A 22,347-nucleotide genomic window follows, 5' to 3' on the forward strand; every position below is an offset into this window, starting at 1 on the left:
CGGCTGATCCGGTCCGACCGGGCCGCGCGGCAAGGAGATATATTGCCAGACCGCGAAGCCCTGTGGGACGTCAATTCCACTCTTCACAAGTCCTACACAACATATCGCTTTCTATAGCTAATAGAAAGACTGGTGCGGATCTTCCGCACGTATCAGATGATGACCCTTTGGTTCAGGAATATATAGAGATCGGTCACCTGTAAGTGTCTATCTACCCGCGCTTTTAGCAATGTAAACCGCGCTTCAGATAAAAAGAGGGAGCGCCGCGCACAACGCGACACTCCCCTAGCGATTCAAGAGAATCTATTAGGCCTCGAGAGCCTTCTTGGCGATGGTAGCCAGCTCGTTGAAGGACTCGATGTCCTCGTAAGCCATCTGAGCCAGGACCTTGCGGTCGAGCTCGATGCCAGCAACCTTCAGGCCGTGCATGAACTGAGAGTAAGAAATATCGTTCAGGCGAGCAGCAGCGTTGATACGAGTGATCCAGAGAGAACGGATCTCGCGCTTCTTGTTGCGGCGATCACGATACTGATACTGCAGGGAGTGCTGGACCTGCTCTTTAGCATGCTTGTAAGTACGCGAAGCGGCACCGTAGTAACCCTTCGCACGGTGCATAACGGTACGGCGCTTCTTCTTGGCGGCAACAGCGCGCTTAATACGTGCCATGTTCTATCAACTCCTAGACGGTAAAACGAAAAACGGGAACGCGAACTTAGGCGAGACGCGACTTGATGACCTTGCGGTCGGCAGCGGCGATCTCGGTCTCCTGACGGAAGCCACGCTTACGCTTGGTGGACTTCTTGCTCAGGATGTGGCTCTTGAAAGCCTTGGCGCGCATAAGCTTGCCGGTACCAGTCTTGCGGAAACGCTTCTTGGTGCCGCTGTGGGACTTCATCTTAGGCATGAAATACTCCTTAATCGGTTACAGAACACTAGTTACTTGCTATCGCTTGCCGCTTTATCCTCATCGAAGGCGCCCTTAATCGGGGCGAGCAGCATAAGCATGTTACGGCCTTCCATCTTAGGCTTGGACTCGACCGTAGCGTAAGACTTGAGATCCTCGGCGAGACGCTCGAGAACGTTAAGGCCCTGCTCCGGGTGAGCCATCTCACGGCCGCGGAACATGATGGTGATCTTAACGCGTGCGCCCTTCTTGAGGAAACGCAGAACGTGGCCCTTCTTGGTCTCGTAGTCGCCAACGTCGATCTTGGGTCGGAACTTCATTTCCTTGACCTCGACCTTGGACTGGTTCTTACGAGCAGCCTTGGCCTTCATGGCCTGCTGGTACTTGAACTTACCGTAGTCCATGACCTTGCAGACCGGCGGCTCCGCGTTGGGAGCGATCTCGACCAGGTCGAGACCCTGATCGTCGGCGACGCGCTGGGCATCGCGGATGGCGAACAGGCCGAGCTGAGAGCCATCGACGCCAATCAAACGACACGAAGATGCAGTGATCTCGTCGTTGATGCGGGTGTCATCAGACTTAGCTATTTTCCCTACCTCCATTCATAAAAAAATAACCCGGCGCTTCTCAGCAACCAGGTCGTACACATAGACTTCCTCGATTTGAGGAAGGGAATCTAAGTTGTATGACCAGTCAGCTGCTCATTGACGCCAAAAGGTGGGAACCCTCAGGTTCCTCTTCAGGGCATTGCGGGAACAACGCCTTGCGAATAATAACACGTACAGCGCGTTATCACATTACGTACACGAAAAAGGGGCCTTGACCCCCTTGAACACTCGCTTGTATGTATGGTGCCCGAGGCGAGACTCGAAGGGCCTTCGCTTCGCGAAGCCCCGGGCTTCGGGCGCGTGGCGCCCTCGCCACGCTCCGCTACAAACAGGCCACAAGCCTGTTTGCTTAACGCTTCGCGCGCTCACGCGAGTTCGGCACGAAAAAGGGGGCCGCAACCCCCTTGAACGCTCGCTTGCATGAATGGTGCCCGAGGCGAGACTCGAACTCGCACGTTGTTGCCAACGGTGGATTTTGAGTCCACTGCGTCTGCCAATTCCGCCACTCGGGCACACAATGCGTGAGTTAGTTTATCACAGCTTTCTACCGATTAGTCCGAAAATGGAACTTCGAGCATTTCGATGAGTTCGACCGTGCGGAGCATCTCGCGCCAACGGCATCCGCGACCGTCAACCGAAGCCTCACCCATCTGGTTATCGTAAGGGTCCTCGCGCATGCCGTCGAAAGAGGGCTCAAACTCTGCCTGGAATCGATTGTTGGCCACCATACGCCACGGGTCGAGATTGCCAAAGTAGTGACGGCGGCGCCACTCCTCCCCCATCCTGCGAGCAGAAGATCCAAATGACACGTCGGCGTTGAGCCAACCGGTCTGCGGCGTATAGAACTCTGCCCAGTCGTGCGACCCCACCGAATCGGGCGCAACATACAGGCCGCTCTGCCAACGGGCAGGCACGCCCGCGATACGGCACATGGTGATAAACGTGAGCGCCATAACGCCGCAATCGCCGCGGAGCGAATGCGCGCAGTCATCGGCAATAGATCCCAAAAGCAAGTACGGCGGCTGATAGCGATAGTCGATATACTGCGTCAGGTAATCATAGATAGCACGGGCGCGATCGAGCGGATCCTCGAGCCCGTCAATGACACGGGCCGTCAGCTGCTGCAGATACGGCGTGAATGCAATGTGCGGACGGTCCTCGGAAATATCCTCGGGCAGAGGCGCATCCATAAGCGGGTGAACCGGAAGTGTGCCACCGTAGACATCACAATAAGCAGCATCGATGTGATAACGATAGGTCACCGAAAATAAGTGCTCGCTCGAGGAAGACCACGAGACGGTACGCGCCGAAGCATTCGCGGGAGCAACAGCACCCTCCGGCGTCATGTCGAGAATCTCGACCCGAGACTGCTGACGGCAGGCAGCCGCGACGGGAAGCCAAGCGCAAACGGCCTCCCCTTCCAGAGCGCCGGGGACAGACACGGACGCTTTAAGCGTAATGACGCGAGCCAATCCGTTTTGCGACTCCATCTCCTTGAGCATCTCGTTGCGCAGTGCTATTCCGTCCGCAGAATCGGGCCGCATGCCGGGAACCTCTTTGGGATATACGCGAAGCGAATCGAGGAAGTTGTCGAGAACGAACAGCTCACCATCGATAAAGCGCCAGTCAATACGCTTACGATTAATCAGGTCATCAAACTGCTCTTCGGTAAACTCTGGCCACTCCTCGCGAATCATCGCAATAGCCTGATCGCGAGACACCGAAAAATGAAGCGGCGTCTCGAGCATGCGATACCGCTCGGCACGAACACAAGCAGCCAGCGAAGGCTCGGGGTTCTGCTCCAAAAGGCGATCGCAGGCAGCAACAGCCTGCGTCAAATACCCGGCATCCTTAAGACGAAGAATCTCGGGCGGCAGTCCAACATCGAGATGACGAAAGTCATCACAGCAAACATCAACAGAGCAACCAACAGGACCCTCGTCAATAACCTTCCCATCCGAAGGCAGTACATTAATAACAGCCATACCAAAACTCCAAGTCACTAGAACGCTTGAAACCCATTGTAGCGAGATAAAAAGAAAGCCCCAACAAGGGAGCCATCAACACCGCTGAACGGTAGTCAAATAAATAATTCAGCCTCGTAACCCTGCGGCGTTAAACGAAGGAAGCCCCGTCCCCCGGAACTGCTTCCTTGGCGCGACTTCTGGCAAAGCCAGTAGCCATCTTAATTCAGCCCAGTAACCCTGTAGCGAGTTAACGAAGGAGGCCCCGTTTCCCCGGAGCTGATTCCGTCGCGCGACTTCTGGCGAAGCCAGGTGAGCGCGAGGGAAACAGCGTAGGGGAAACGGGGCCTCCGGCGGGAAGTTAAACCGCTACTTACGCCTTGTTGACGGAGCCAAACTCCTCCATGAGCTCCTTGGTGCGGGCAACGATGTTGTCACGACCAGGCTTGAGGAGCTTGCGGGGGTCAAAGCCCTTGCCCTGCTGATCCTTGCCAGCCTCGATGTACTCGCGGACGCCCTTGGCGAAGACGAGCTGCAGGTCGGTGTTGACGTTGATCTTGGAGATGCCCAGGGAGATGGCCTTCTTGATCTGATCCTCTGGGATGCCGGTGCCACCGTGCAGGACGAGGGGCAGGTCGCCGGTCTGGGCCTTGATCTCGCCCAGGCGCTCGAAGGAAAGGCCAGCCCAGTCGGCGGGGTACACGCCGTGGATGTTGCCGATGCCGCAGGCGAGGAAGTCGACACCCAGGTCAGCGATCTGCTTGCACTCAGCAGGATCAGCGAGCTCGCCGCTGGAGGTCACGCCGTCCTCGGTGCCGCCGATGCCGCCGACCTCGGCCTCGATGGACATGCCCTTGGAGTGGGCAAGCTCAACGAGCTCCTTGGTGCGGTCGAGGTTAAGCTGGAAGGTCTCCTCGTGAGAGCCGTCATACATGATGGACGTGAAGCCGGCCTCGATGCACTTGAAGCAGTCCTCGTAAGAACCGTGATCGAGGTGAAGGGCGACGGGAACGGTAACGCCCGTGGCCTCGACGGCAGCCTTGACCATGTCGGCGCAGACCTTGAAACCGCCCATCCACTTAGCGGCACCAGCGGTGCACTGAAGGATCAGCGGAGACTTGGCCTCCTCGGCGGCCTGGAGAATAGCCAGGGTCCACTCGAGGTTGTTGGTGTTGAAGGCACCAAGACCGTACTTGCCGGCCTCGGCCTTCTTGAGCATGTCTGCTGCGTTGACGAGCATAAAAGAAACCTCCTGTAAGGTTGCTCCGATAACGCCTGAGATTTTACCACGGCGCACCCGAGCATAAACGTTCGTTTGTTCACGAATATCGTCCAAACAGACTTTTTTGACCGTTTGCCCTACGAAATCGACCCGTTGGGGAAAAATAGCTTGACGTTTGGACGCTTCTCGTGCTTCAAAAGCCGACTATTAAGCTAAATCTGCATGAAAGGGTTCTGCATGAGCTCGCGTGCCATGGTGGTCGAATCGCCATGACCGGTTAGGCAAACGGTATCGGGCGGGAGAAGCCGGGCGAGCTTGGAGAGCGAGCGCAGAATCGCCGCCTCGTCTCCTCCAGAAAGATCGGTGCGGCCGTGCCCACCCGGAAACAGGGTGTCGCCCACAAAGGCAATGTTCCCCTGCTCGGTGGCAGCAAACAAGACGATCCCGCCCGGCGTATGCCCTGGCGTCTCGATCACCTGCAGGTAGATATCGCCCACCTCGATAGTATCTCCCTCGGCGAGCAGGTGCGTCGGCTCCCCGGGGTCAGGCGTCTCAATGCCCCACATAGCTCGCTGTTCCTCGATGTTCGCATGCGGCACCGCCACATCCTTAGCACACAGCTCATACTGGCAGCCCTCGCCAACGGTGGTTCGCACGCCTGCAACACCACCAACATGATCGGCATGGCCATGAGTGCATACGGCGCCAAACACGCGTACGCCGGGATGCTCGGCTCGAATATGCTCCACCAGGCGTTCGCCTTCCCATGCGGGATCGATAATCACGCACTCATTGTCCGAAATAACAGCATAGCTATTGGTCTGAATGGGACCGTTTACGAGCGTCTCGATCTCGACCGTTCCCTTGGGAGTTAAATCCAAGGACACAGCACTCATGTCCCTCTCCTCTCTATAGAACTCGAGGCATCAAACGATGCCTCGAGTGTAGCGAATATCGATAATGTGACTCGTTCGTCGCGACTAAACGCGGCGCTTAAGCTGGGCTCCACCCTCACCGGGCATCAGGCGGCGCGCGTCGTAGACCGAGTCAACGCTGCTGATGGAGGCCAGCAGCGGATCCAGACCACTCGCGTCCGAGATCTCGACCATAAAGCGCAGGGTCGCAATGCCCTCGCGGTTGGTCGACGTGGCGGCAGAAAGGATATTGCCGCCCGCATCGCCAATGGCAATGGTGACATCCTTGAGCAGGCCCATGCGGTCCAGGCACTCGACCACGATCTCGACCTGGAAAAGCGTATCGGCAGCACCATCCCACTCTACGTCAATCATGCGCTCGGGATGCTCCATAAGACCCTTGACGTTGGGACAGTTGGCGCGATGCACCGAAACGCCACGACCGCGCGTGATGAAGCCGACGATGTCGTCGCCCGTCACGGGGTTGCAGCAATGAGCCAGACGGACCAGTAGGCCGCTGTTGCTCTCGCCCTTGACGATAATGCCGTTACTGGCGCTCTTGCCGCGCTTTTGCGGCTTGCGGTTGGAGCCGCGAGCAGGCTGCTTCACGACCTCGGCGATAGCCTCGGCCTTGGTGAGCTGTTCATCGGGCTTGGGGTCCAAGATTTGCTCGACCTTATTGCCCACAGCGCGCGGGGCAACCTTGCCGGCGCCGACGGCGGCAAACAGGTCCTCGAGCTGCTTGAAGTTAAACTGCTCCGCCACGGCGTTGAGCGCACGCGTCGAACGCGGCGTAGAAATGCCATAGCCACGCTTGCGCAGGTCCTTAGCCAGCATATCGCGACCAGCAGCAGCGTCGTCGTCCTTGGTCGCAGCGGCAAAATAGCGGCGGATCTTTGACTTGGCGGAAGGTGTCTTAACGATCTTGAGCCAATCACGCGACGGCTTGGAACTCTTGTTAGTCAGAATCTCGACACGGTCACCCGTCTTAATCTCGTGCGTGAGCGGAGCCACCGCACCGTTGATTTTGGCGCCGACGCAATGGTTTCCCACCTCGGTGTGAACGGCGTAGGCAAAGTCGAGCGGCGTGGAGCCGGCACGAAGCGCCATGACCTCGCCCTTGGGCGTAAAGACAAAGATCTCCTGATCGAAGAGGTCGACCTTCAGCGAATGCAGGTATTCCTTGGCATCGGTGATCTCGTCGGAAGCCGCCCAATCGAGCGAATGCTTGAGCCAGTTGATCTGGTCGTCCAAACGTTGAGCGTCATTGGTCTTGGAAGCAGACGATCCGCCCGACTTCTTATATAGCCAGTGGGCGGCAATGCCGTACTCGGCCTGCTCATGCATCTCATAGGTTCGAATCTGAATCTCGAGCGGGCGGGCCGTGGGGCCGATAACCGTCGTATGGAGCGACTGGTAGTTATTGACCTTGGGCATGGCGATATAATCTTTAAAGCGACCGGGCATGGGGTGCCACAGCGTATGCACCGCGCCGAGCGTGGAGTAGCAATCGCGCACCGAATGCGTGATGACGCGCAGTGCCACCAGGTCGTAGATCTCGGAGAATTCCTTGCCCTTGCGCTTCATCTTTTGGTAGATGGACCAATAGTGCTTGGAACGGCCGTTGATCTGGAAGTCCTCTAGACCAATGCGGTTGAGCTCATCGGTAAGCGTCTTGATGGTCTCGGCAAGGTAGCGCTCGCGGACCTCGCGCGACTCAGCCACCATGCGCGCGATGCGCTGGTAGGCATCGGGCTCCAGGTAGAAGAAGGACAGGTCCTCGAGTTCCCACTTAATAGAGCTCATGCCCAGGCGGTCGGCCAAGGGCGCGTACACGTCCATGGTCTCGCGCGCCTTAAACAGGCGACGGTCCTCACGCAAGGCCGCAAGGGTGCGCATGTTGTGCAGACGGTCGGCAAGCTTAACGATGATGACGCGGATGTCCTTGGACATGGCGAGGAACATCTTTCGCAGCGTGAGCGCCTGTTTCTCGTCCATGCTGTCGACTTCGATGTTGGTGAGCTTGGTCACGCCATCGACGAGCTCGGCCACCGTATCGCCAAACAGGCCGGAAACATCGGCAAGCGAGGTCTCGGTATCCTCGACGGTATCGTGTAGCAGCGCGGCGCACACCACGTCACAGTCCATCTTGAGATCGGCCAAAATGATGGCCACCTCGACGGGATGGTTGATGTACATCTCACCCGAGCGGCGCTTTTGGTTGCAGTGCTTCTCGGCAGCAAAGCAATAGGCCTGCTCCACCTTAGAAAAGTCGTCCTCATTCATATATTTGAGGCACAGGCGCTCCAGCTTGTCGTAGCTGTCCGCCATAATCTCGGGCGGCAGCTCATCGGCATGCTTATAGTGCTCCATCTCCGAGAACGGCTGGAGGGCGGAATCATGGGCGGTACGGGCTGCGGCATCCATCGAGGTCCCCTTCCCCTAGGCCCGCGGTACGATCGGGCGGTTAACTTTGGCTAGCATATCAGAAGCGCACGAATCGAGCGCCCAACTCCGGAAAGCCGAGAACTCCATGCGCGAGCGCAAGCCCTCCAAATAGCGAATCGACCTGCTCAATTGCACGCGGCCGGGGTTTTCGGCCATCGCGATGCGACGGGTGTCGTCAAACCCCGAAACGCGACAGAAACCAAGCTCTTCGAAGATTCCCAGGCCGCTTTCCACCGAGCGCTCGTCAACCGGCGTGCGAGCATCGATGGCAAGACACATCTGAGCGATGTCGATATCGCTCGCGCTAAAGGAATCGTCCCCGGTCTTGCCGCGGTTGGAGCGCCACATGGTCTGCAACGCGCGATAGAGCGTGACGAGTTCGTCGCGCTCGGGCGCATAGCAGTCGAGTAGGCGCTCGTTAATGCGGGCGTCGCGCGACGAATAGAGCAGATGGATCACGGCGGGCTGGCCATCGCGACCGGCGCGGCCGCTCATCTGGTTAAACTCAATGCCGCCAAACGGCATGTGGTAGAGCACGACATGGCGGATATCGGGCAGGTTCACGCCCTCACCAAAGGCAGATGTCGAAACGATGCAACTGAGGCTTCCGTCACGAAACGCTTCCTCGACACGGCGACGATCGGAGCGCGCAAGCCCCGCGTTATAGAACGCGATGCGGGTCGCGCAATCGGGTACCCGCTTGCGCAGCGTCTTAGCAAGCGCCACGGACTGATCACGCGAATTGACGTAGATGACGGTCTTCTCCCCCGTCGCGACGATGGACACCAGGCGGTTTTCGCGGCTCGCAAGATCGCGGTCGTCCTCGAGCTGCAAGTTCTCGCGCACGGTCTCGTCGACCACCGTACGGGTAATCGGCAACACGCGGGCAAGCTCCGCCACGACCGGAGCCGTCGCGGTGGCCGTCGCCGCCATAACGACCGGATCGCCCAGGGCCTTGAGGATATCGGGCATGTCGAGGTATGCGCTACGGTCGCCGCCCTTGGCAAGACCGGCATGATGCGCCTCGTCGATAACGACAAACCCGATACGACCCGAGCGAGCAAAGCGGTCGCGGTGAATAGACAGGAACTCAGGCGTCGTGAGCACGATGCCGGTGCGGCCCGAAGCCAAGCCGGCAAACACGTCATCGCGCGCCGCCTCCACGGTCTCGCCGGTCAGCACGCCTACGCCAATGCCGAGCGCAGCCATCGTCGACGAGAGGTGATAGGCCTGGTCGGCAACGAGCGCACGCAGCGGATAGACAAAGATACTCGCACGCCCGCGAAGGACCGCCTCGCGCGCGGCGTGCACATGGAAGATAAGAGACTTTCCGCGCCCCGTTCCCATAACGGCCAGAACACTTTGGTGATCGGCCAGGGCATCGAGCGCTTCGACCTGCGCGCGGTGCGGCTGGTTCGAGCCGATAAAGCTATGGATAAGCGAGCGCGTGAGCTCGGTATAAGAAAGTTGGGCGAGCGTTTGGCGCTTTCGGGACTCCAGGCGCAGGCCGGAATCCGCCGGCTGCACGCCACGACGAAGCTCGCATGCCGGATCGTCGACGCTGGGCAGCGTGGTATCGCGGACCAGAACATCCTTGATCATGAGCTTGGGCTTTACGCGACCTTGCCAATGCTCGGCCACGGCCTCGAACACCAAGTCGACGGCGCTATCACAATTGATGAGCTTATCGATCTGCGGCACGCGGAACATAATGGCCGGCACACTCGCGGCGCCATCGGTCGCCACGAAGCGCATGTGCTCGCCGGTTTTGCCCACCACGGCGCGATCGCACATTGTCACGCCCTCGGCCGCCAACAGCGGCACCTTGTTGCCCTGGCCAAACGGCTCAAGACGGGAGATCTGCTCGATGGTCTCAATATTCAGCTCGGAAAGGTCGACGGTGGCGGCGACCTCGTCGGTGTCTTCAAAGTCCTCGGCGGGAAGCTCCGATAGCACGGCGGAAAGGCGGCGGCGGAACTCATCGAGCTTGGATGCCTCGATGGTCACACCCACCGCACCGGCATGTCCGCCGCGACGAATCAGCAGGTCGGAACAGCGCTCGACGGCGTCAAACAGGTTAACTTTGCCCACCGAGCGGCCCGATCCGCGTGCAACGCCGTCCTCGATCGAGAAGAGCAGCGCCGGCACGTGATAGCGATTGGTCAGGCGGCTCGCCACGATGCCCTTGACGCCCTCGTGCCAGCCCTCGCCACCCACGACGATTGCGCGTCCGCCGTCATAGGTCTTCTCGACCTTTGCCATGGCATCGCGCGTGAGCTCCGCCTCGATCTCACGGCGCTGGCGGTTGATTTCCTCGAGCTCAGCCGCCAGCGCGCTTGCTTCGATGGGATCGCGGGCAAGCAGCAGGTCGAGCGCCAGCTTGGGATCGGCCATGCGACCGGCAGCGTTTAAGCGGGGAATGAGCGAGAACGATAGGCCATCCGCCGTAATGCTCGAAAGGTCCGCCTTGGCGAGCGCGGCAAGCGCGATATAGCCGGGACGAGCGGTTACGCGCATCTGCTGGATGCCCTCGGCAACCAGCGCGCGGTTCTCGGGCGTGAGCGGCATCATGTCGGACACGGTGCCCAGCGCCGCGACCTCGATTAGCGAACGCCAATACGACGGCTTGCCCAAGCGCTCACCCAGGACTTGCACCAGCTTGAGCGCCACACCAGCACCGGCAAGTTCACGCGAGGGTCCCTCATCCTCGAGCTTGGGGTCGGTCAGGGGCACGCCCTGCGGCACCTGGTCGGAGGGCTCGTGATGGTCCGTAACCACCAGATCGATTCCCAGGCTCTCCAGATAGGAAACCTCTTCCTTGGCGGCAATGCCGTTATCGACGGTCACGATCAACTGGGGGCGAGCGAGCTCGTTGACGCGGTCGAGCGCTGCACGCGAAAGACCGTAGCCCTCGTCAAAGCGATGCGGGATAAACGGCGTGACGTTGGCGCCAAACGAACGTAGCGCCTCGGTCAACAGACAAGTCGACGTAATGCCGTCGACGTCAAAATCGCCAAAGACGGCGATGCGCTCGTGGCTGCGAATAGCACGCTCAACACGGTCAGCGACGACCGCCATGCCCGGAATAACGAGCGGATTCGCCCAGTCGCGATCGAGCGAAGGCGTCAAAAACAGCTGGCCTTCCTCGATGGATGTAATGCCGTGCGCAACCATAATGCGCGCCACCAGCCCGGGTATGCCCAGGCCAGCCGAAAGCTCCTTTTCGAGCTCGGGGTTTTGCCGAGCGACCGCCCAGCGATGCGTCGTCTTAAGCGATGACATAGGCGCCCACCCCCGATAGGGGCAGGTCGCCGCGATACCTCTCACGGTTCATAGCGATGAGTCCTCTGTGTATACCCGCTTCGGCAGGCAGATCTGTTGAACGGATTTATTATACCGTGCAGCGCGGACGCACAACGTCCAGCACGCCGCGGTTTCGATAAACGAGGGCGGTAATACCCTCGAAATAATCGAGCGTTTCTAACGCACGGACGCATGCAAGCGTCTAGCATATCCATTCAAAACGGATTCACGAGCAAAGGGAGTCACAAGAGCATATGAAGAAATGGGTTGGACTGGGCAAGTTTCTCGCGGGGCACATGCAGGTCATCGTTCCGATTTGCGTGACGCTCGGCGTGCTCTTTCCCCAGCAGATCGGCGTGCTCAAGCCCATCGTTCCCGCCTTGTTTGCCTTTATGACGTTTCAGGGTGCGCTCAGCAACACCTTTCACCAGGTGGCCGAGGTGTTCCGCCGTCCCCTACATTTGATTTTGGCGTTATTTGTCTCGGCCGTGCTCATCCCCATCGCGGCGTATGCCATGGGCTCACTGTTCTTTGGTTCCAACCCAAACCTTGTCTGCGGCATCGTGCTCGAGTACAGCGTACCCGTGGCAGTCACCGCCTTTATGTGGATCAGCATGTTCGGCGGCAACGGCCCGCTCGCGCTCACCATCATCCTGACGTCCTCGGTCATCTCGCCCGTCACGATTCCGCTCACGCTTAAGCTCCTGCTGGGTGCCACCGTTGCAATCGATGTTACGGGCATGATGCAGAACATGGCCTTTATGATCGCCATCCCCGCCGTGCTCGGCATCGTGATCAACGAGTTCACGCGCGGATGGGGACACGAGAAACTCTCCCCCGCGCTTTCGCCCGCCTGCAAGTTTATGATGATGGGTGTCATCGCCTCCAACTCCACCGCCATGAGCGAGTACGTGCTACACATGAATGCGGTGCGCCTGGAAGTCGCCCTCTTTATTTTGACCTTCGCCATCAGCGGCTTTGTCGTCGGCATTCTGGTCGCCCGCGCGTTGCACCTGCCGTATAGCGAGACGACCACCATGTGCTTTACCTGCGGCATGCGCAATATCTCTTCGGGCGCCGTCATCGCCACGCAGTATTTTCCCGGCGAGGTCGTGTTTCCCGTCATGTGCGGAACGCTGTTTCAGCAGGTGCTCGCCTCGGTTATCGGACATCTCTTTGAGCGACTGACCGGCGAGGAGCGCGCCGCCCAGCGCAAGCGCGTCGAGGCCGGCCGCGACGCCATGGGACGCTAGACTGTCCGCATTACGCGGGTGATAGTCTTGCTATACGAGCGTTTCCAGATGCGCACGCAGGCGCTCTGCATCGATATCGAGCGTGGTCTCGGCATTGACCTGGGCCAAACGATAACCGACAAAGTAGGGCGAAACCACCCAACGCGGCAACACCTTGGCAATGGTCCGGCCGTCCATGTGGTAGAAGAACAAGTTGTACGACTCCGCGCGGCCGCCGTGGTGCTCGTGCAGGATATAGTGCAGGGCCACCTGAATCGCATCGGCAAACAGGTCCGCTTCGGCTTGGTCGCGGGCGTCGTCGCTGGCGGCGATTCCCTGTGGAGCCGAGACGTTAACCTCAAAGAATCCCATAATCGGTTCGGTTGAGATGTTGACCGAGATTCTCCCCTGTTGCCAAACATTGATGCCTTCGAAATTGGCGGAAGCCAGCGAAGCATAGCCGTCTTCCTGCTCCAAGCCCACAATCTGCATGTGTGGATGGACGAGGCTGCCGCCCGAAAGCGGGCCTTTGTTCTTGTACAGGAGCACACTGCGGTACTGTTGGGAATCGAGCATCTGCTGCCAACAGCCCAGGGCAAACCGCATCACATGATGCAGCTCATCCGGTTCATAGGTCGCCAGGTCGGCGTCGTGATTGGCAGACTCGATCAATACGGTCTGACGGGTGGCCCGCAAGGTCTTGAACTTATTCTCGAGCCAGATGCAGTCACCATCGCGCTGGATGACGCTGGCGAGCCCCTCCGTATCACAAAAGGGGCACGCGGTGCCAGGGCGACGATTATCGTCGGGCTTACCGCTCGCCTGCTGAACGTCAAATACCAGTGCCACAGGTTACACCTCCAGCGGCACGATCTTGGTGCCATGCAGCTCGGAGACGCCAAGTGCTGCCGCCACGGCATCGCGGTTGGCCGTGGTAATGCCGCCGCCAGGAAGGATGGTCAGACGGTCGCCCGCGTACTCGATCAAGCGGACCAGGTTTTCGAAGTTGCCCTCGATCGACGTACCGGCAGCGCCGCCATGCGTGAGGATGCGCGTAACGCCGCAGTCGGCAAGTGTATCAATCGCATCGAGCTGAGCCTCGGGCGAGAGCTGGTCAAACGCCATGTGGAAGGTGATGTCAAGGGACTCGCGCTTGCACTCCTCGGCCGCACACCCCGCAGCCATCACCAAGGCACCGAGCGTGAGTTCGTCGAGCGCCCATCCGCCAGCACAAGGCTTGCAACAGCCAAAGACCAGACCATCGACGCCGGCGCTTACGGCAAGGCCCAGATCCATCTCCATCATGCGCAGCTCGTCCTGGTTGTAATGAAAGTCCCCGCCGCGCGGACGAATCATGCACATCACGCGCGCATCGTGCTCGTGAGCGTAGCTGACCGTAGCGCTGATAACGCCGGCGGAAGGTGTGGTGCCGCCAACGGCAAGGTTGTCGCACAGCTCAATACGACTCGCACCGGCCTTAATGGCCGCCGGCACCCGCTCAAAGTTCTCGGCACAAAACTCGTACAGCATAGATAGACCCCCGAAGACAGCAGATGTTTTCCGACGGGCATTGTCACACACCCCCATGAAGTTGCGGTGGAATAAGGACTCTTTTGGCCTCTGAGGCTCCCATTTAGTCCCTATTCCACCGCAACTTAAAGGGGTAGTCGTTGGCATCTGCCACAACGTCGATGTTTTGACAACGACAGCGAAAACCCGCCAGAGCGAGCAAGGTGCCTTGAAACGAGGCGGCATTGCCCTTCTGGTCATGCCGCCGAAGTTGAAAGGCAGATTGCCGCTCTGGCGGGCTTGCAGCGTCGAGCCGTTACGCGGTTTGGTAAAACCGCGTAACTAGTTAACCGCCCAGGTAGGCTTTGCGGACGTTATCGTCGTGCAGGAGCTCTTGGCCGGTGCCGGTCATGGTGATCTTGCCGGTCTCGAGCACGTAGCCGCGCGTGGCGATTGAAAGCGCCATCTGGGCGTTCTGCTCGACCAGAAGCACCGTGGTACCGGCCTTGTGCAGGTCCTCGACAATCTGGAAGATCTGCTCAATCAGAATCGGCGCCAGACCCATGGAAGGCTCATCGAGCATGAGCAGCTTGGGGTTGCTCATAAGGGCGCGCCCCATAACGAGCATCTGCTGTTCGCCGCCCGAAAGGGTGCCGGCGACCTGGCGACGGCGCTCCTTAAGGCGCGGGAACTGCTCGTAGACGCGCTCAAGGCCCGGAGTCACCGTGGACTTGGGCTGCGTGTAGGCGCCCATCTCCAGGTTCTCCTCGACCGTCATCTGCAAAAAGGCGCGACGGCCCTCGGGAACCTGGGCCAGGCCCTTGCCCACCAGTTTATCGGCAGGCGTATGGGTAATGTCCTCGCCCATAAACTTGATGGAGCCGGTCTTGGAACGCAGCAGGCCCGAGATGGTTTTAAGCGTCGTGGACTTACCGGCGCCGTTCGCGCCGATCAGGGCCACGATCTCGCCCTCGTTGACGTTAAAGGAGATGTCCTTGATGGCGTGGATAGCGCCGTACCAGACGTTGATGTTGTAGACGGAAAGCATCGGCTCTGCCATTTAGTTCTCCCCCTTATCCTGCTTGCCCAGATATGCCTCAATTACGGCATCGTTGTTCTGGATCTCCTCGGCCGTGCCCTTGGCGATGACCTTACCAAAGTTGAGCACGCAGATGCCCTCGCAGATGTTCATGACGAGCGACATATCATGCTCGATAAGCATAATGGCGATGCCAAAGGTGTCGCGGATCTTGACGATGTTCTCCATGAGCTCCGCGGTCTCGGACGGGTTCATGCCGGCGGCAGGCTCGTCGAGCAGCAGCAGTTTGGGGTTGGTGGCAAGCGCGCGGACGATCTCCAGACGACGCTGGGCGCCGTAAGGCAGCGAGCCGGCCTGCTCGTTTGCCAGGTGCTCCATATCAAAAATGGACAGCAGCTCCATGGCGCGCTCGTGGGCGGCCTTCTCGTGCTTCCAATACGTCGGCAGGCGCAGCACGCCCTCAAAGCCGGAGTAGCGCTCCTGGTTATGCAGGCCGATCTTAACGTTATCCTCCACCGTCATGGTGTTAAACAGGCGGATGTTTTGGAAGGTGCGGGCAATACCCATGCGGTTGACCTGGTAGACCGACTTGCCCGAGGTGTCCTCACCGTCGAGCAGGATGGTGCCGTGCGTGGGCTGGTACACCTTGGTGAGCAGGTTGAAGACCGTGGTCTTACCGGCACCATTGGGGCCGATCAGGCCGGCGATCTCGGTCTTGCCGATAGTCAGGCTAAAGTCGTCGACTGCCTTAAGGCCACCGAACTCAATGCCCAGGTGGATGCACTCGAGCGCCGGGCGCTGGCCCAGGTCGCGATCGGGAACGATGGCGCCAGAAGGATACGGGACCATCTTGCCCTTGTTGAACTCAAATTTACTGGGCATCGGCTGCCACCTCCTTCTTGGAAGCAAAACGGTCCTTGACGCGACCGAAGAACGCCTTGAGCTGCGGGTTGTTGGTAAAGATCATGACCAGGATCAGCACGATGGCGTAGATGAGCATGCGGTAGTCCGAGAACTGACGGAGCAGCTCAGGAAGCACCGTGAGCAACGCCGCCGCGATGACGGAGCCGCGCATGTTGCCCAGACCGCCCAGGACCACGAACACCAGGATGAGGATCGACGTGTTGAAGTCGAACTTGGTGGCGGAGAGCTGCGAGAAGTTACCGCCGAAGAGAGCTCCGGCAGCACCGGCGAGGGCAGCGGAAACCACGAAGGCGATCATGCGGTACTCGGTGACGGAGATGCCTACGGACTCGGCTGCAATCTTGTTATCGCGCACGGCCATGATGGCACGGCCGGTACGGCTGCGCACCAGGTTGAGTACAATCACGAGCGCGACCATGACCAGGATGGCACCGGCGAGGAAGGTCGAGTACGTCGACACGCCCGAGGCACCCTGGGCGCCCTTGATGATGGCGGTGCCGTCCTCGAGCAGGTGCAGGTCGTCGATCGTGGAGTTGCCCGTGATGTTAAAGATCACATGCAGGCCGCGGGAGTCGACACCCACAATGAGGCAGGTGACGATCTCTTTGATGATCTCGCCAAAAGCCAGGGTCACGATGGCCAGATAGTCGCCGCTCAGGCGCAGGACCGGGATACCGATCAAGAAGCCCAAGATGGCAGCGGCGATAGCGCCGACCACAATGCTGATGACAAGACGTATTGGATCGGAGGGGACGGCGCTCTCGAGGGCAACCGCGGTAACGATGCCCGTATAGGCGCCGACGCTCATAAAGCCCGCGTGGCCCAGCGACAAGTCGCCCGCGATGCCGACAACGAGGTTGAGCGAGATGGCCATAACGATGTAGGCCGTGATGGGAACCAACTGGCCGGCGATCATGCGCGGGATCATATGGTTGGACTGCATAAAGAACACGATGGCGAATGCCACGATGCACATGGCGTACGTGACAAAGTCGTGACGCGTCTGCTTGTCTTTAAGGAACTTCATAACGCTCACCTACACCTTCTCGGGGACGTACTTGCCCAAGAGGCCGGCAGGCTTGACGAGCAGGACGATGATCAAAACACCAAAGACGATGGAGTTGGCAAGGCTCGTGGAAATGTAAGCCTGCGCCATCGCTTCGATGATGCCGATGAGAATGCCACCGACAAAGGCACCGGGGATGGAGCCGATGCCGCCGAAGACGGCGGCGTCGAAGGCCTTAATGCCAGGCATGGCGCCCGTGGTGGGCTGCAGGACCGGCGAGTAGGAGCACAGGAGCACGCCGGCGATGGCGGCAAGGGCGGAGCCGATGGCAAAGGTCATCGAAATAGTGCGGTTGACGTTGATGCCCATGAGCTGAGCGGCGGACTTGTCCTCGGACACGGCGCGCATGGCCTTGCCCATCTTGGTCTTACCTGTAAAGAACATCAGACCGGCCATGATAACCAGGCAGGCGACGATGGTGACGAGCGAAACGGCGCTTACGTTGAACTTGGCCAAGAACTCCGGCACCGGGAAGGTGACGAGCGAAGTGAAGTTCTTGGGCGTGGCGCCCCACAGGAGCTGCGCGGCGTTCTGCAGGAAGTAGGACACGCCGATGGCCGTGATCAGAACGGCCAGCGGGCCCGCCTGACGCAGCGGCTTGTATGCCAGACCCTCGATGAGAACACCGAGAACCGTGCAGACCACACAAGAGAGAACTACAGATGCCCAGCCCGGGAGGCCGAGATACGACGTGGCGCAGAACGAGACATAGGCACCGACCATGATGACGTCGCCGTGAGCGAAGTTGAGCATCTTGGCGATACCGTAGACCATGGTGTAGCCCAACGCGATGATGGCGTAGACGCTGCCCATGGACAGGCCGTTGACCAGGTATTGGATAAAGACCGTCATGTTCCACATCCCCCTTTCGAATAGGTTTCCAGTTGATGTATGAAACAGGGACGTTACATCGTCCCTAGATACCAAGCAAGCAGGGAAGGCCAAAACCTCCCCTGCTTGGGATCAAAACCGCTCTATGTAAGGCGGCCTATTAGGCCTGTACGTACTTGCCGTCGGTAATGACGTACGCCGTCGGGTCCTTCTGGACCTGACCCTTGTCGTTCCAGGAGAGCTTGCCAGTCAGGCCGTCAACAGTAATCTTGAGCATAGCCTTAGGCAGCTTCTCGGCAACCTCGGTGGGGTCGGCGTCGACGCCCAGGCCGGCCTCCTTGAGAGCCTCGACCACAGCATGCACGCCGTCGTAGGCGTCGGCGGCAAACTGGTCGGGGGTATCACCGTACTTATCCTTGTAAGCGTTGACGAAGTCGGCGTTCTTCTCGTCGTCGGCGGAGAACGGGGTCATAAGCAGCAGGCCCTCGGCAAGAGAGGTGTCGAAGCCCTCAACGCCCAGGATGCCGTCCATGCCGTCGCAGCCCATCATCTTGACGTCGTAGCCCATGTCCTTGGCGTTCTTGAGCAGGACGGACGCCGGCGTGTAGTAGATCGGCGCAAAGATCATGGTGGCGCCTGCCTGCTTGGCCTTGGTTAGCTGGTTGGTAAAGCTCGTGGCGGAGTCGTCCTTAAAGGTCTCCTCGTCGACAATCTCAAGCTTAGACTTAGCGGCCTGGGCCTTAAAGGAATCTGCGATGCCCGAAGAATAGGCATCGCCGGAGTTATAGAACAGCACGAACTTCTCGTTCGCATACTTCTCTGCCAGGAACTTGGCAGCGTTGACACCTTGGTTGGGGTCGGTAAAGCAAACCTGGAAGACGCAATCCTTGCCCTTGGTAACGTCCTCGGAGGACGCGGACGGGGTGATCATGAACGTCTCGGGGTCGTTGCCGCACTCGGCGGCAACGGCGACCGACGCACCCGTGGTGGTCGGACCGACGAGGGCCTGCATGCCCCAGTCGAGCAGGGTGTTGAAGGCGTTGACGGCCTTCTCGCCGTCAGCCTGGTCGTCCTCGGCCTTGCTGACAAGCGGCAGCTCCTTGGTCGAGAAATCCTTGCAGCCAAGCTCGACAGCCTGTGTAACGGACTTGCCGTAGGACGCGTTGGCGCCGGTCAGCGGGCCGATGGTGCCGATCTTAAACGAAGCGTCGCCCGACGCGGAACCGCTGTCGCCGCCGTTGGAGGAGCAGCCAGCTAGAATGGACATCGCCCCCAGACCTGCTGCGCTCGCGATAACGCTCCTGCGATTCATAACAGGGTTCAATGACTTACCGGTGAGGCTCGACATGCGGCTCTCCTCTCAAATCTCGTCGGGTTTTGGTTGCCCGACAGGCCATCCTTCGCCGTGTTCGGCGTTCGCAAAATAGTAGACGCTTTAGTTAGGAAAAGTGGCGATTATTTCAACTTTTCTTTGGATTTGTTCATTTATCCATATTTCTGTGTATTTCTATTATTTTATGCAGTAATGCCACTTTATTGTGTAAAAGTAATGTTTCCATTCTGTTACAGGCGTCCCCGCCCTGAATAAAACAGCCTCACCGGTAGCGTTTTATGCGCACTTAGGCGGCGATGTACTTGCCGTCCTGGATCACATAGGCCGTAGCGGGCTTTTCGACCTGGCCCTCGTCATTCCACGTCAGCTCGCCCGTCAGGCCCTCGATCTTGATCTTGCGCATGGCGCGGGCAAGGTCGTCGGCAATGTCGGCACCGTCAGCCGTAATGTCGATGCCCGCTTTATCGATAGCCTCGGCAATCGCATGGACGCAGTCATAGGCATCGGCGGCAAACTGATTGGGCGTCTCGTCGTAGGCGTCCTTATAGGCCTTGACGAAGTCGGCGTTCTTCTCATCGTCAGCAGAGAACGGGGTCATGAGCAGCACGCCCTCGGCAAGAGAGGTATCGAAGCCCTCAACGGAGAGCAGGCCGTCCATGCCGTCGGTGCCCATAAGCGTCATGTCGTACCCCATGTCCTTGGCGTTCTTGAGCAGGACGGACGCCGGCGTGTAATAGATCGGAGCAAAAATAAGCGTGGCGCCGGCCTCCTTGGCCTTGGTGAGCTGGTTGGTAAAGCTCGTGGAAGAGTCGTCCTTAAAGGTCTCGGTATCGACGACATCGAGCTTGGATGCCTTGGCCTGCTCGGCAAAGGCGTCGGCAACGCCCGAGCTGTACGTATCGCCGGAGTTGTAGAACAGGGCGATCTTGGCGTCCGCGTACTTCTCGGCCAAGAACTTCGCGGCGCTGGCGCCCATGGTGGAGTCGGTGAAGCAAACCTGAAAGACCGTGGTCTTTCCCTTGGTGACATCGAGCGACGAGGCCGAAGGCGTGACCATGAGCATATCGTCGGCGATCTCGCCCGAGACGGCGACGGCGGCGCCGGTGGTAACGGGGCCGACAAGCGCCTGCATGCCCCAGTCGCACAAGGTATTGAAGGCGTTGATGGCCTTCTCGCCGTCGGCGACGTCGTCCTCGGACTTAAGCGAGAGTTTGAGGTCCTTGGTCGAGAAATCCTCGGCGGCGAGCTTGGCACCCTTCTCGGCCGAAACGCCATAGGTTGCCGCGGCGCCGGTCAGAGGGCCGATAACACCGATCTTGAAGGTCTTGCCGTCATCGGCGGAGCCGCCGTCAGAGCCACTCGAAGAGCAGCCAGCGAGCGCGGCGGTGCTGCCGAGCGCCGCGGCTCCTGCCAAGAAACTCCTACGGCTCAGTGCGTTGTTGATACTAAACATGGTGTCCCCCTTTTCGCTGGCCGCGGTGCGGCTGTTTTGCGGTACGGGGCAAACCTTATGGCGCAAACGTTGACAGTTTGTTACGGAAGTTCATTTGTAGCGAGCATGTTTCCAATGTTTCCGCAGCGTTTCGGGGGTGCCGTTTTGTGCGACTCCTGTTGCCTGGCGAGCATGCGCCCTCGGTTCACGCTAGAATGCACTCAACCTTTAAGCGGTTAATCCATCCATAAGATGCACGAAGGAGCTATCTATGAGCGAATCCCTGCGCACCGTGAACGTCGGTCTGATCGGTCTGGGGACCGTCGGCGGCGGCGTGGCCCGTCTGATCAAGAGCCACCACGATGAGTACCTGGCCGCCTACGGCATCGACCTTAAGCTGACCCGCGCCTGCGCGCTTGCCTGGGAGCAGGCCGAGGCAGCCGGTATTGAGCGCGAGGCCTTTACGAGTGACTGGCACGATGTCGTCACCGACCCCGCCGTCGACATCGTCGTCGAGCTGATCGGCGGCGAGCACCCCGCGACCGAAATCTTCACTACCGCCTTCGAGAACGGCAAGCATGTCGTCTCTGCCAACAAGGCCCTGCTGGGCCGTCATGTCGAGACGCTCGCCGAGAAGGCGCGCGCGTGCGGCGTGCAGATTAAGTGCGAGGCCAGCTGCGGCGGTGGCATCCCCATTGTCAGCACGCTCGAGCACGACCTGGTGGGCAACAAGATCCTGACCATCGCCGGCATTCTCAACGGTACCACCAACTATATCCTGTCGCGCATGGACGCCGAGGGCGCCGATTACGCCGACGTGCTTGCCGACGCGCAGGCCAAGGGCTATGCCGAGGCCGACCCGTCCGCCGACGTCGACGGCTTCGACGCCGCCAGCAAGACGGCGATCCTCGCCTCCATCGGCTTTGGCACCCGCGTTACCACCGACGATGTGTACCAGCAGGGTATCCGTACCATCGGCGCCGAGGACATCGCCCAGGCCCGCGAGCTCGGCTACACCATTAAGCTGCTGGGCATCGCACGCAACACCGACACCGGCGTCGACGTCCGCGTGCATCCCACGCTGATCCCCGCCGATCACATGCTTGCCAAGGTCAACGGCGCCATGAACGCCGTCTACGTGGTGGGTGACGCCGTGGGCGAGACCATGTTCTACGGCGCGGGCGCGGGCTCCTTCCCCACCGCGAGTGCCGTCGTGGGCGATATCCTGTCGCTCTCCGAGCAGATCAGCCGCGGCGTGGCCCCGCTGCCCGAGATTGAGCCCTATGGTCACAACCTCGCCTTTAAGCCCATGGACGAGCTCCAGACCAAGTACTATGTGCGTCTGAAGGTCGCCGACCGCGTGGGCGCCCTGTCCGAGACGGTCGACATCTTTGCCAAGCACAACATCTCGATCTCGCTCATCAACCAGGTCGAGGACGGCAAGTCGGGCGTCAGCGATGCCTGCTCGGTCATCTTCCTGACGCACCGCGCGCTCGAGAAGAATGTCCAGGCTGCCGCCGCCGAGCTTGCCAGCGTCGACTGCGTGGCCGAGGTCGCCAACGTCCTGCGCATCGAGGACGTTGAGGCTTGGACCGAAGGCGTCATGGCGAACTAGTTC

At 59.6% G+C, this 22,347-nt stretch carries 18 protein-coding genes and 1 tRNA gene; 2 read left to right on the forward strand and 17 right to left on the reverse strand.

The window, feature by feature from the left end; genetic code table 11:
- Nucleotides 1–306 precede the first annotated feature (306 nt).
- From rplT to recJ, 9 genes are all read right to left on the reverse strand, one after another.
- Nucleotides 307–666: a 50S ribosomal protein L20 gene (rplT, locus tag DXC79_RS05775; protein WP_006234421.1), complete on the reverse strand. Its 360-nt coding sequence runs from the start codon at nucleotides 664–666 to the stop codon at nucleotides 307–309.
- 46 nt (nucleotides 667–712) lie between these two features.
- On the reverse strand, nucleotides 713–904 hold the full coding sequence (rpmI, locus tag DXC79_RS05780; RefSeq protein ID WP_006234422.1) for a 50S ribosomal protein L35: 192 nt from the start codon (nucleotides 902–904) through the stop codon (nucleotides 713–715).
- Nucleotides 905–936: 32 nt separating this feature from the next.
- Nucleotides 937–1,506: a translation initiation factor IF-3 gene (infC, locus tag DXC79_RS05785; RefSeq protein ID WP_117635460.1), complete on the reverse strand. Its 570-nt coding sequence runs from the start codon at nucleotides 1,504–1,506 to the stop codon at nucleotides 937–939.
- Between the two features lie 431 nt (nucleotides 1,507–1,937).
- Nucleotides 1,938–2,024 (reverse strand) — tRNA-Leu (locus DXC79_RS05790).
- Between the two features lie 39 nt (nucleotides 2,025–2,063).
- Nucleotides 2,064–3,497, reverse strand: coding sequence for a transglutaminase-like domain-containing protein (locus DXC79_RS05795; RefSeq protein WP_117635461.1), 1,434 nt, complete (start codon nucleotides 3,495–3,497; stop codon nucleotides 2,064–2,066).
- A 352-nt stretch (nucleotides 3,498–3,849) separates the two neighbouring features.
- Nucleotides 3,850–4,716: a class II fructose-1,6-bisphosphate aldolase gene (gene fba, locus DXC79_RS05800; protein WP_035137086.1), complete on the reverse strand. Its 867-nt coding sequence runs from the start codon at nucleotides 4,714–4,716 to the stop codon at nucleotides 3,850–3,852.
- Between the two features lie 194 nt (nucleotides 4,717–4,910).
- On the reverse strand, nucleotides 4,911–5,594 hold the full coding sequence (locus DXC79_RS05805; RefSeq protein WP_117635462.1) for an MBL fold metallo-hydrolase: 684 nt from the start codon (nucleotides 5,592–5,594) through the stop codon (nucleotides 4,911–4,913).
- A gap of 84 nt (nucleotides 5,595–5,678) precedes the next feature.
- Nucleotides 5,679–8,039 (reverse strand): bifunctional (p)ppGpp synthetase/guanosine-3',5'-bis(diphosphate) 3'-pyrophosphohydrolase, encoded by a 2,361-nt coding sequence (locus tag DXC79_RS05810; protein WP_117635463.1) that lies wholly within the window; start codon nucleotides 8,037–8,039, stop codon nucleotides 5,679–5,681.
- Nucleotides 8,040–8,054: 15 nt separating this feature from the next.
- Nucleotides 8,055–11,342 carry a single-stranded-DNA-specific exonuclease RecJ gene (gene recJ, locus DXC79_RS05815; protein ID WP_117635464.1) on the reverse strand — a complete coding sequence of 1,096 codons (3,288 nt, stop codon included), beginning with the start codon at nucleotides 11,340–11,342 and terminating at the stop codon, nucleotides 8,055–8,057.
- Nucleotides 11,343–11,617: 275 nt separating this feature from the next.
- On the opposite strand from recJ, the gene DXC79_RS05820 reads away from it, so the two are divergent.
- A complete protein-coding gene (locus tag DXC79_RS05820; protein ID WP_117635465.1) occupies nucleotides 11,618–12,616 on the forward strand; it encodes a bile acid:sodium symporter family protein in 999 nt (332 codons plus the stop codon).
- A gap of 30 nt (nucleotides 12,617–12,646) precedes the next feature.
- On the opposite strand, the gene DXC79_RS05825 is transcribed toward DXC79_RS05820, so the two are convergent.
- The 8 genes from DXC79_RS05825 to DXC79_RS05860 form a co-directional block, all read right to left on the reverse strand.
- The gene (locus DXC79_RS05825; protein WP_117635466.1) at nucleotides 12,647–13,444 is read right to left on the reverse strand and encodes a DUF4931 domain-containing protein; all 798 of its coding nucleotides are present in this window, start codon (nucleotides 13,442–13,444) and stop codon (nucleotides 12,647–12,649) included.
- A gap of 3 nt (nucleotides 13,445–13,447) precedes the next feature.
- The gene (locus tag DXC79_RS05830) at nucleotides 13,448–14,125 is read right to left on the reverse strand and encodes a copper homeostasis protein CutC (RefSeq protein WP_117635467.1); all 678 of its coding nucleotides are present in this window, start codon (nucleotides 14,123–14,125) and stop codon (nucleotides 13,448–13,450) included.
- Nucleotides 14,126–14,450: 325 nt separating this feature from the next.
- Nucleotides 14,451–15,152, reverse strand: coding sequence for an ABC transporter ATP-binding protein (locus DXC79_RS05835; RefSeq protein WP_117635538.1), 702 nt, complete (start codon nucleotides 15,150–15,152; stop codon nucleotides 14,451–14,453).
- Between the two features lie 12 nt (nucleotides 15,153–15,164).
- Nucleotides 15,165–16,025: an ABC transporter ATP-binding protein gene (locus DXC79_RS05840; protein WP_117635468.1), complete on the reverse strand. Its 861-nt coding sequence runs from the start codon at nucleotides 16,023–16,025 to the stop codon at nucleotides 15,165–15,167.
- Nucleotides 16,015–17,094, reverse strand: a complete 1,080-nt coding sequence (locus DXC79_RS05845; protein WP_117635469.1) for a branched-chain amino acid ABC transporter permease — start codon at nucleotides 17,092–17,094, stop codon at nucleotides 16,015–16,017. The genes DXC79_RS05840 and DXC79_RS05845 overlap by 11 nt, the downstream gene beginning before the upstream one ends.
- Before the next feature lie 9 nt (nucleotides 17,095–17,103).
- Nucleotides 17,104–17,985: a branched-chain amino acid ABC transporter permease gene (locus tag DXC79_RS05850; protein WP_117635470.1), complete on the reverse strand. Its 882-nt coding sequence runs from the start codon at nucleotides 17,983–17,985 to the stop codon at nucleotides 17,104–17,106.
- Nucleotides 17,986–18,124: 139 nt separating this feature from the next.
- A complete protein-coding gene (locus DXC79_RS05855; protein WP_117635471.1) occupies nucleotides 18,125–19,312 on the reverse strand; it encodes an ABC transporter substrate-binding protein in 1,188 nt (395 codons plus the stop codon).
- 271 nt (nucleotides 19,313–19,583) lie between these two features.
- A complete protein-coding gene (locus DXC79_RS05860) occupies nucleotides 19,584–20,750 on the reverse strand; it encodes an ABC transporter substrate-binding protein (protein WP_117635472.1) in 1,167 nt (388 codons plus the stop codon).
- Between the two features lie 250 nt (nucleotides 20,751–21,000).
- Here DXC79_RS05860 and DXC79_RS05865 point away from each other — a divergent pair, with 250 nt between their 5' ends.
- Nucleotides 21,001–22,344 carry a homoserine dehydrogenase gene (locus tag DXC79_RS05865; RefSeq protein ID WP_117635473.1) on the forward strand — a complete coding sequence of 448 codons (1,344 nt, stop codon included), beginning with the start codon at nucleotides 21,001–21,003 and terminating at the stop codon, nucleotides 22,342–22,344.
- Nucleotides 22,345–22,347 lie beyond the last annotated feature (3 nt).

This window comes from Collinsella sp. TF08-11AT, from assembly GCF_003437035.1.
In the GTDB taxonomy this organism is placed as follows: domain Bacteria; phylum Actinomycetota; class Coriobacteriia; order Coriobacteriales; family Coriobacteriaceae; genus Collinsella.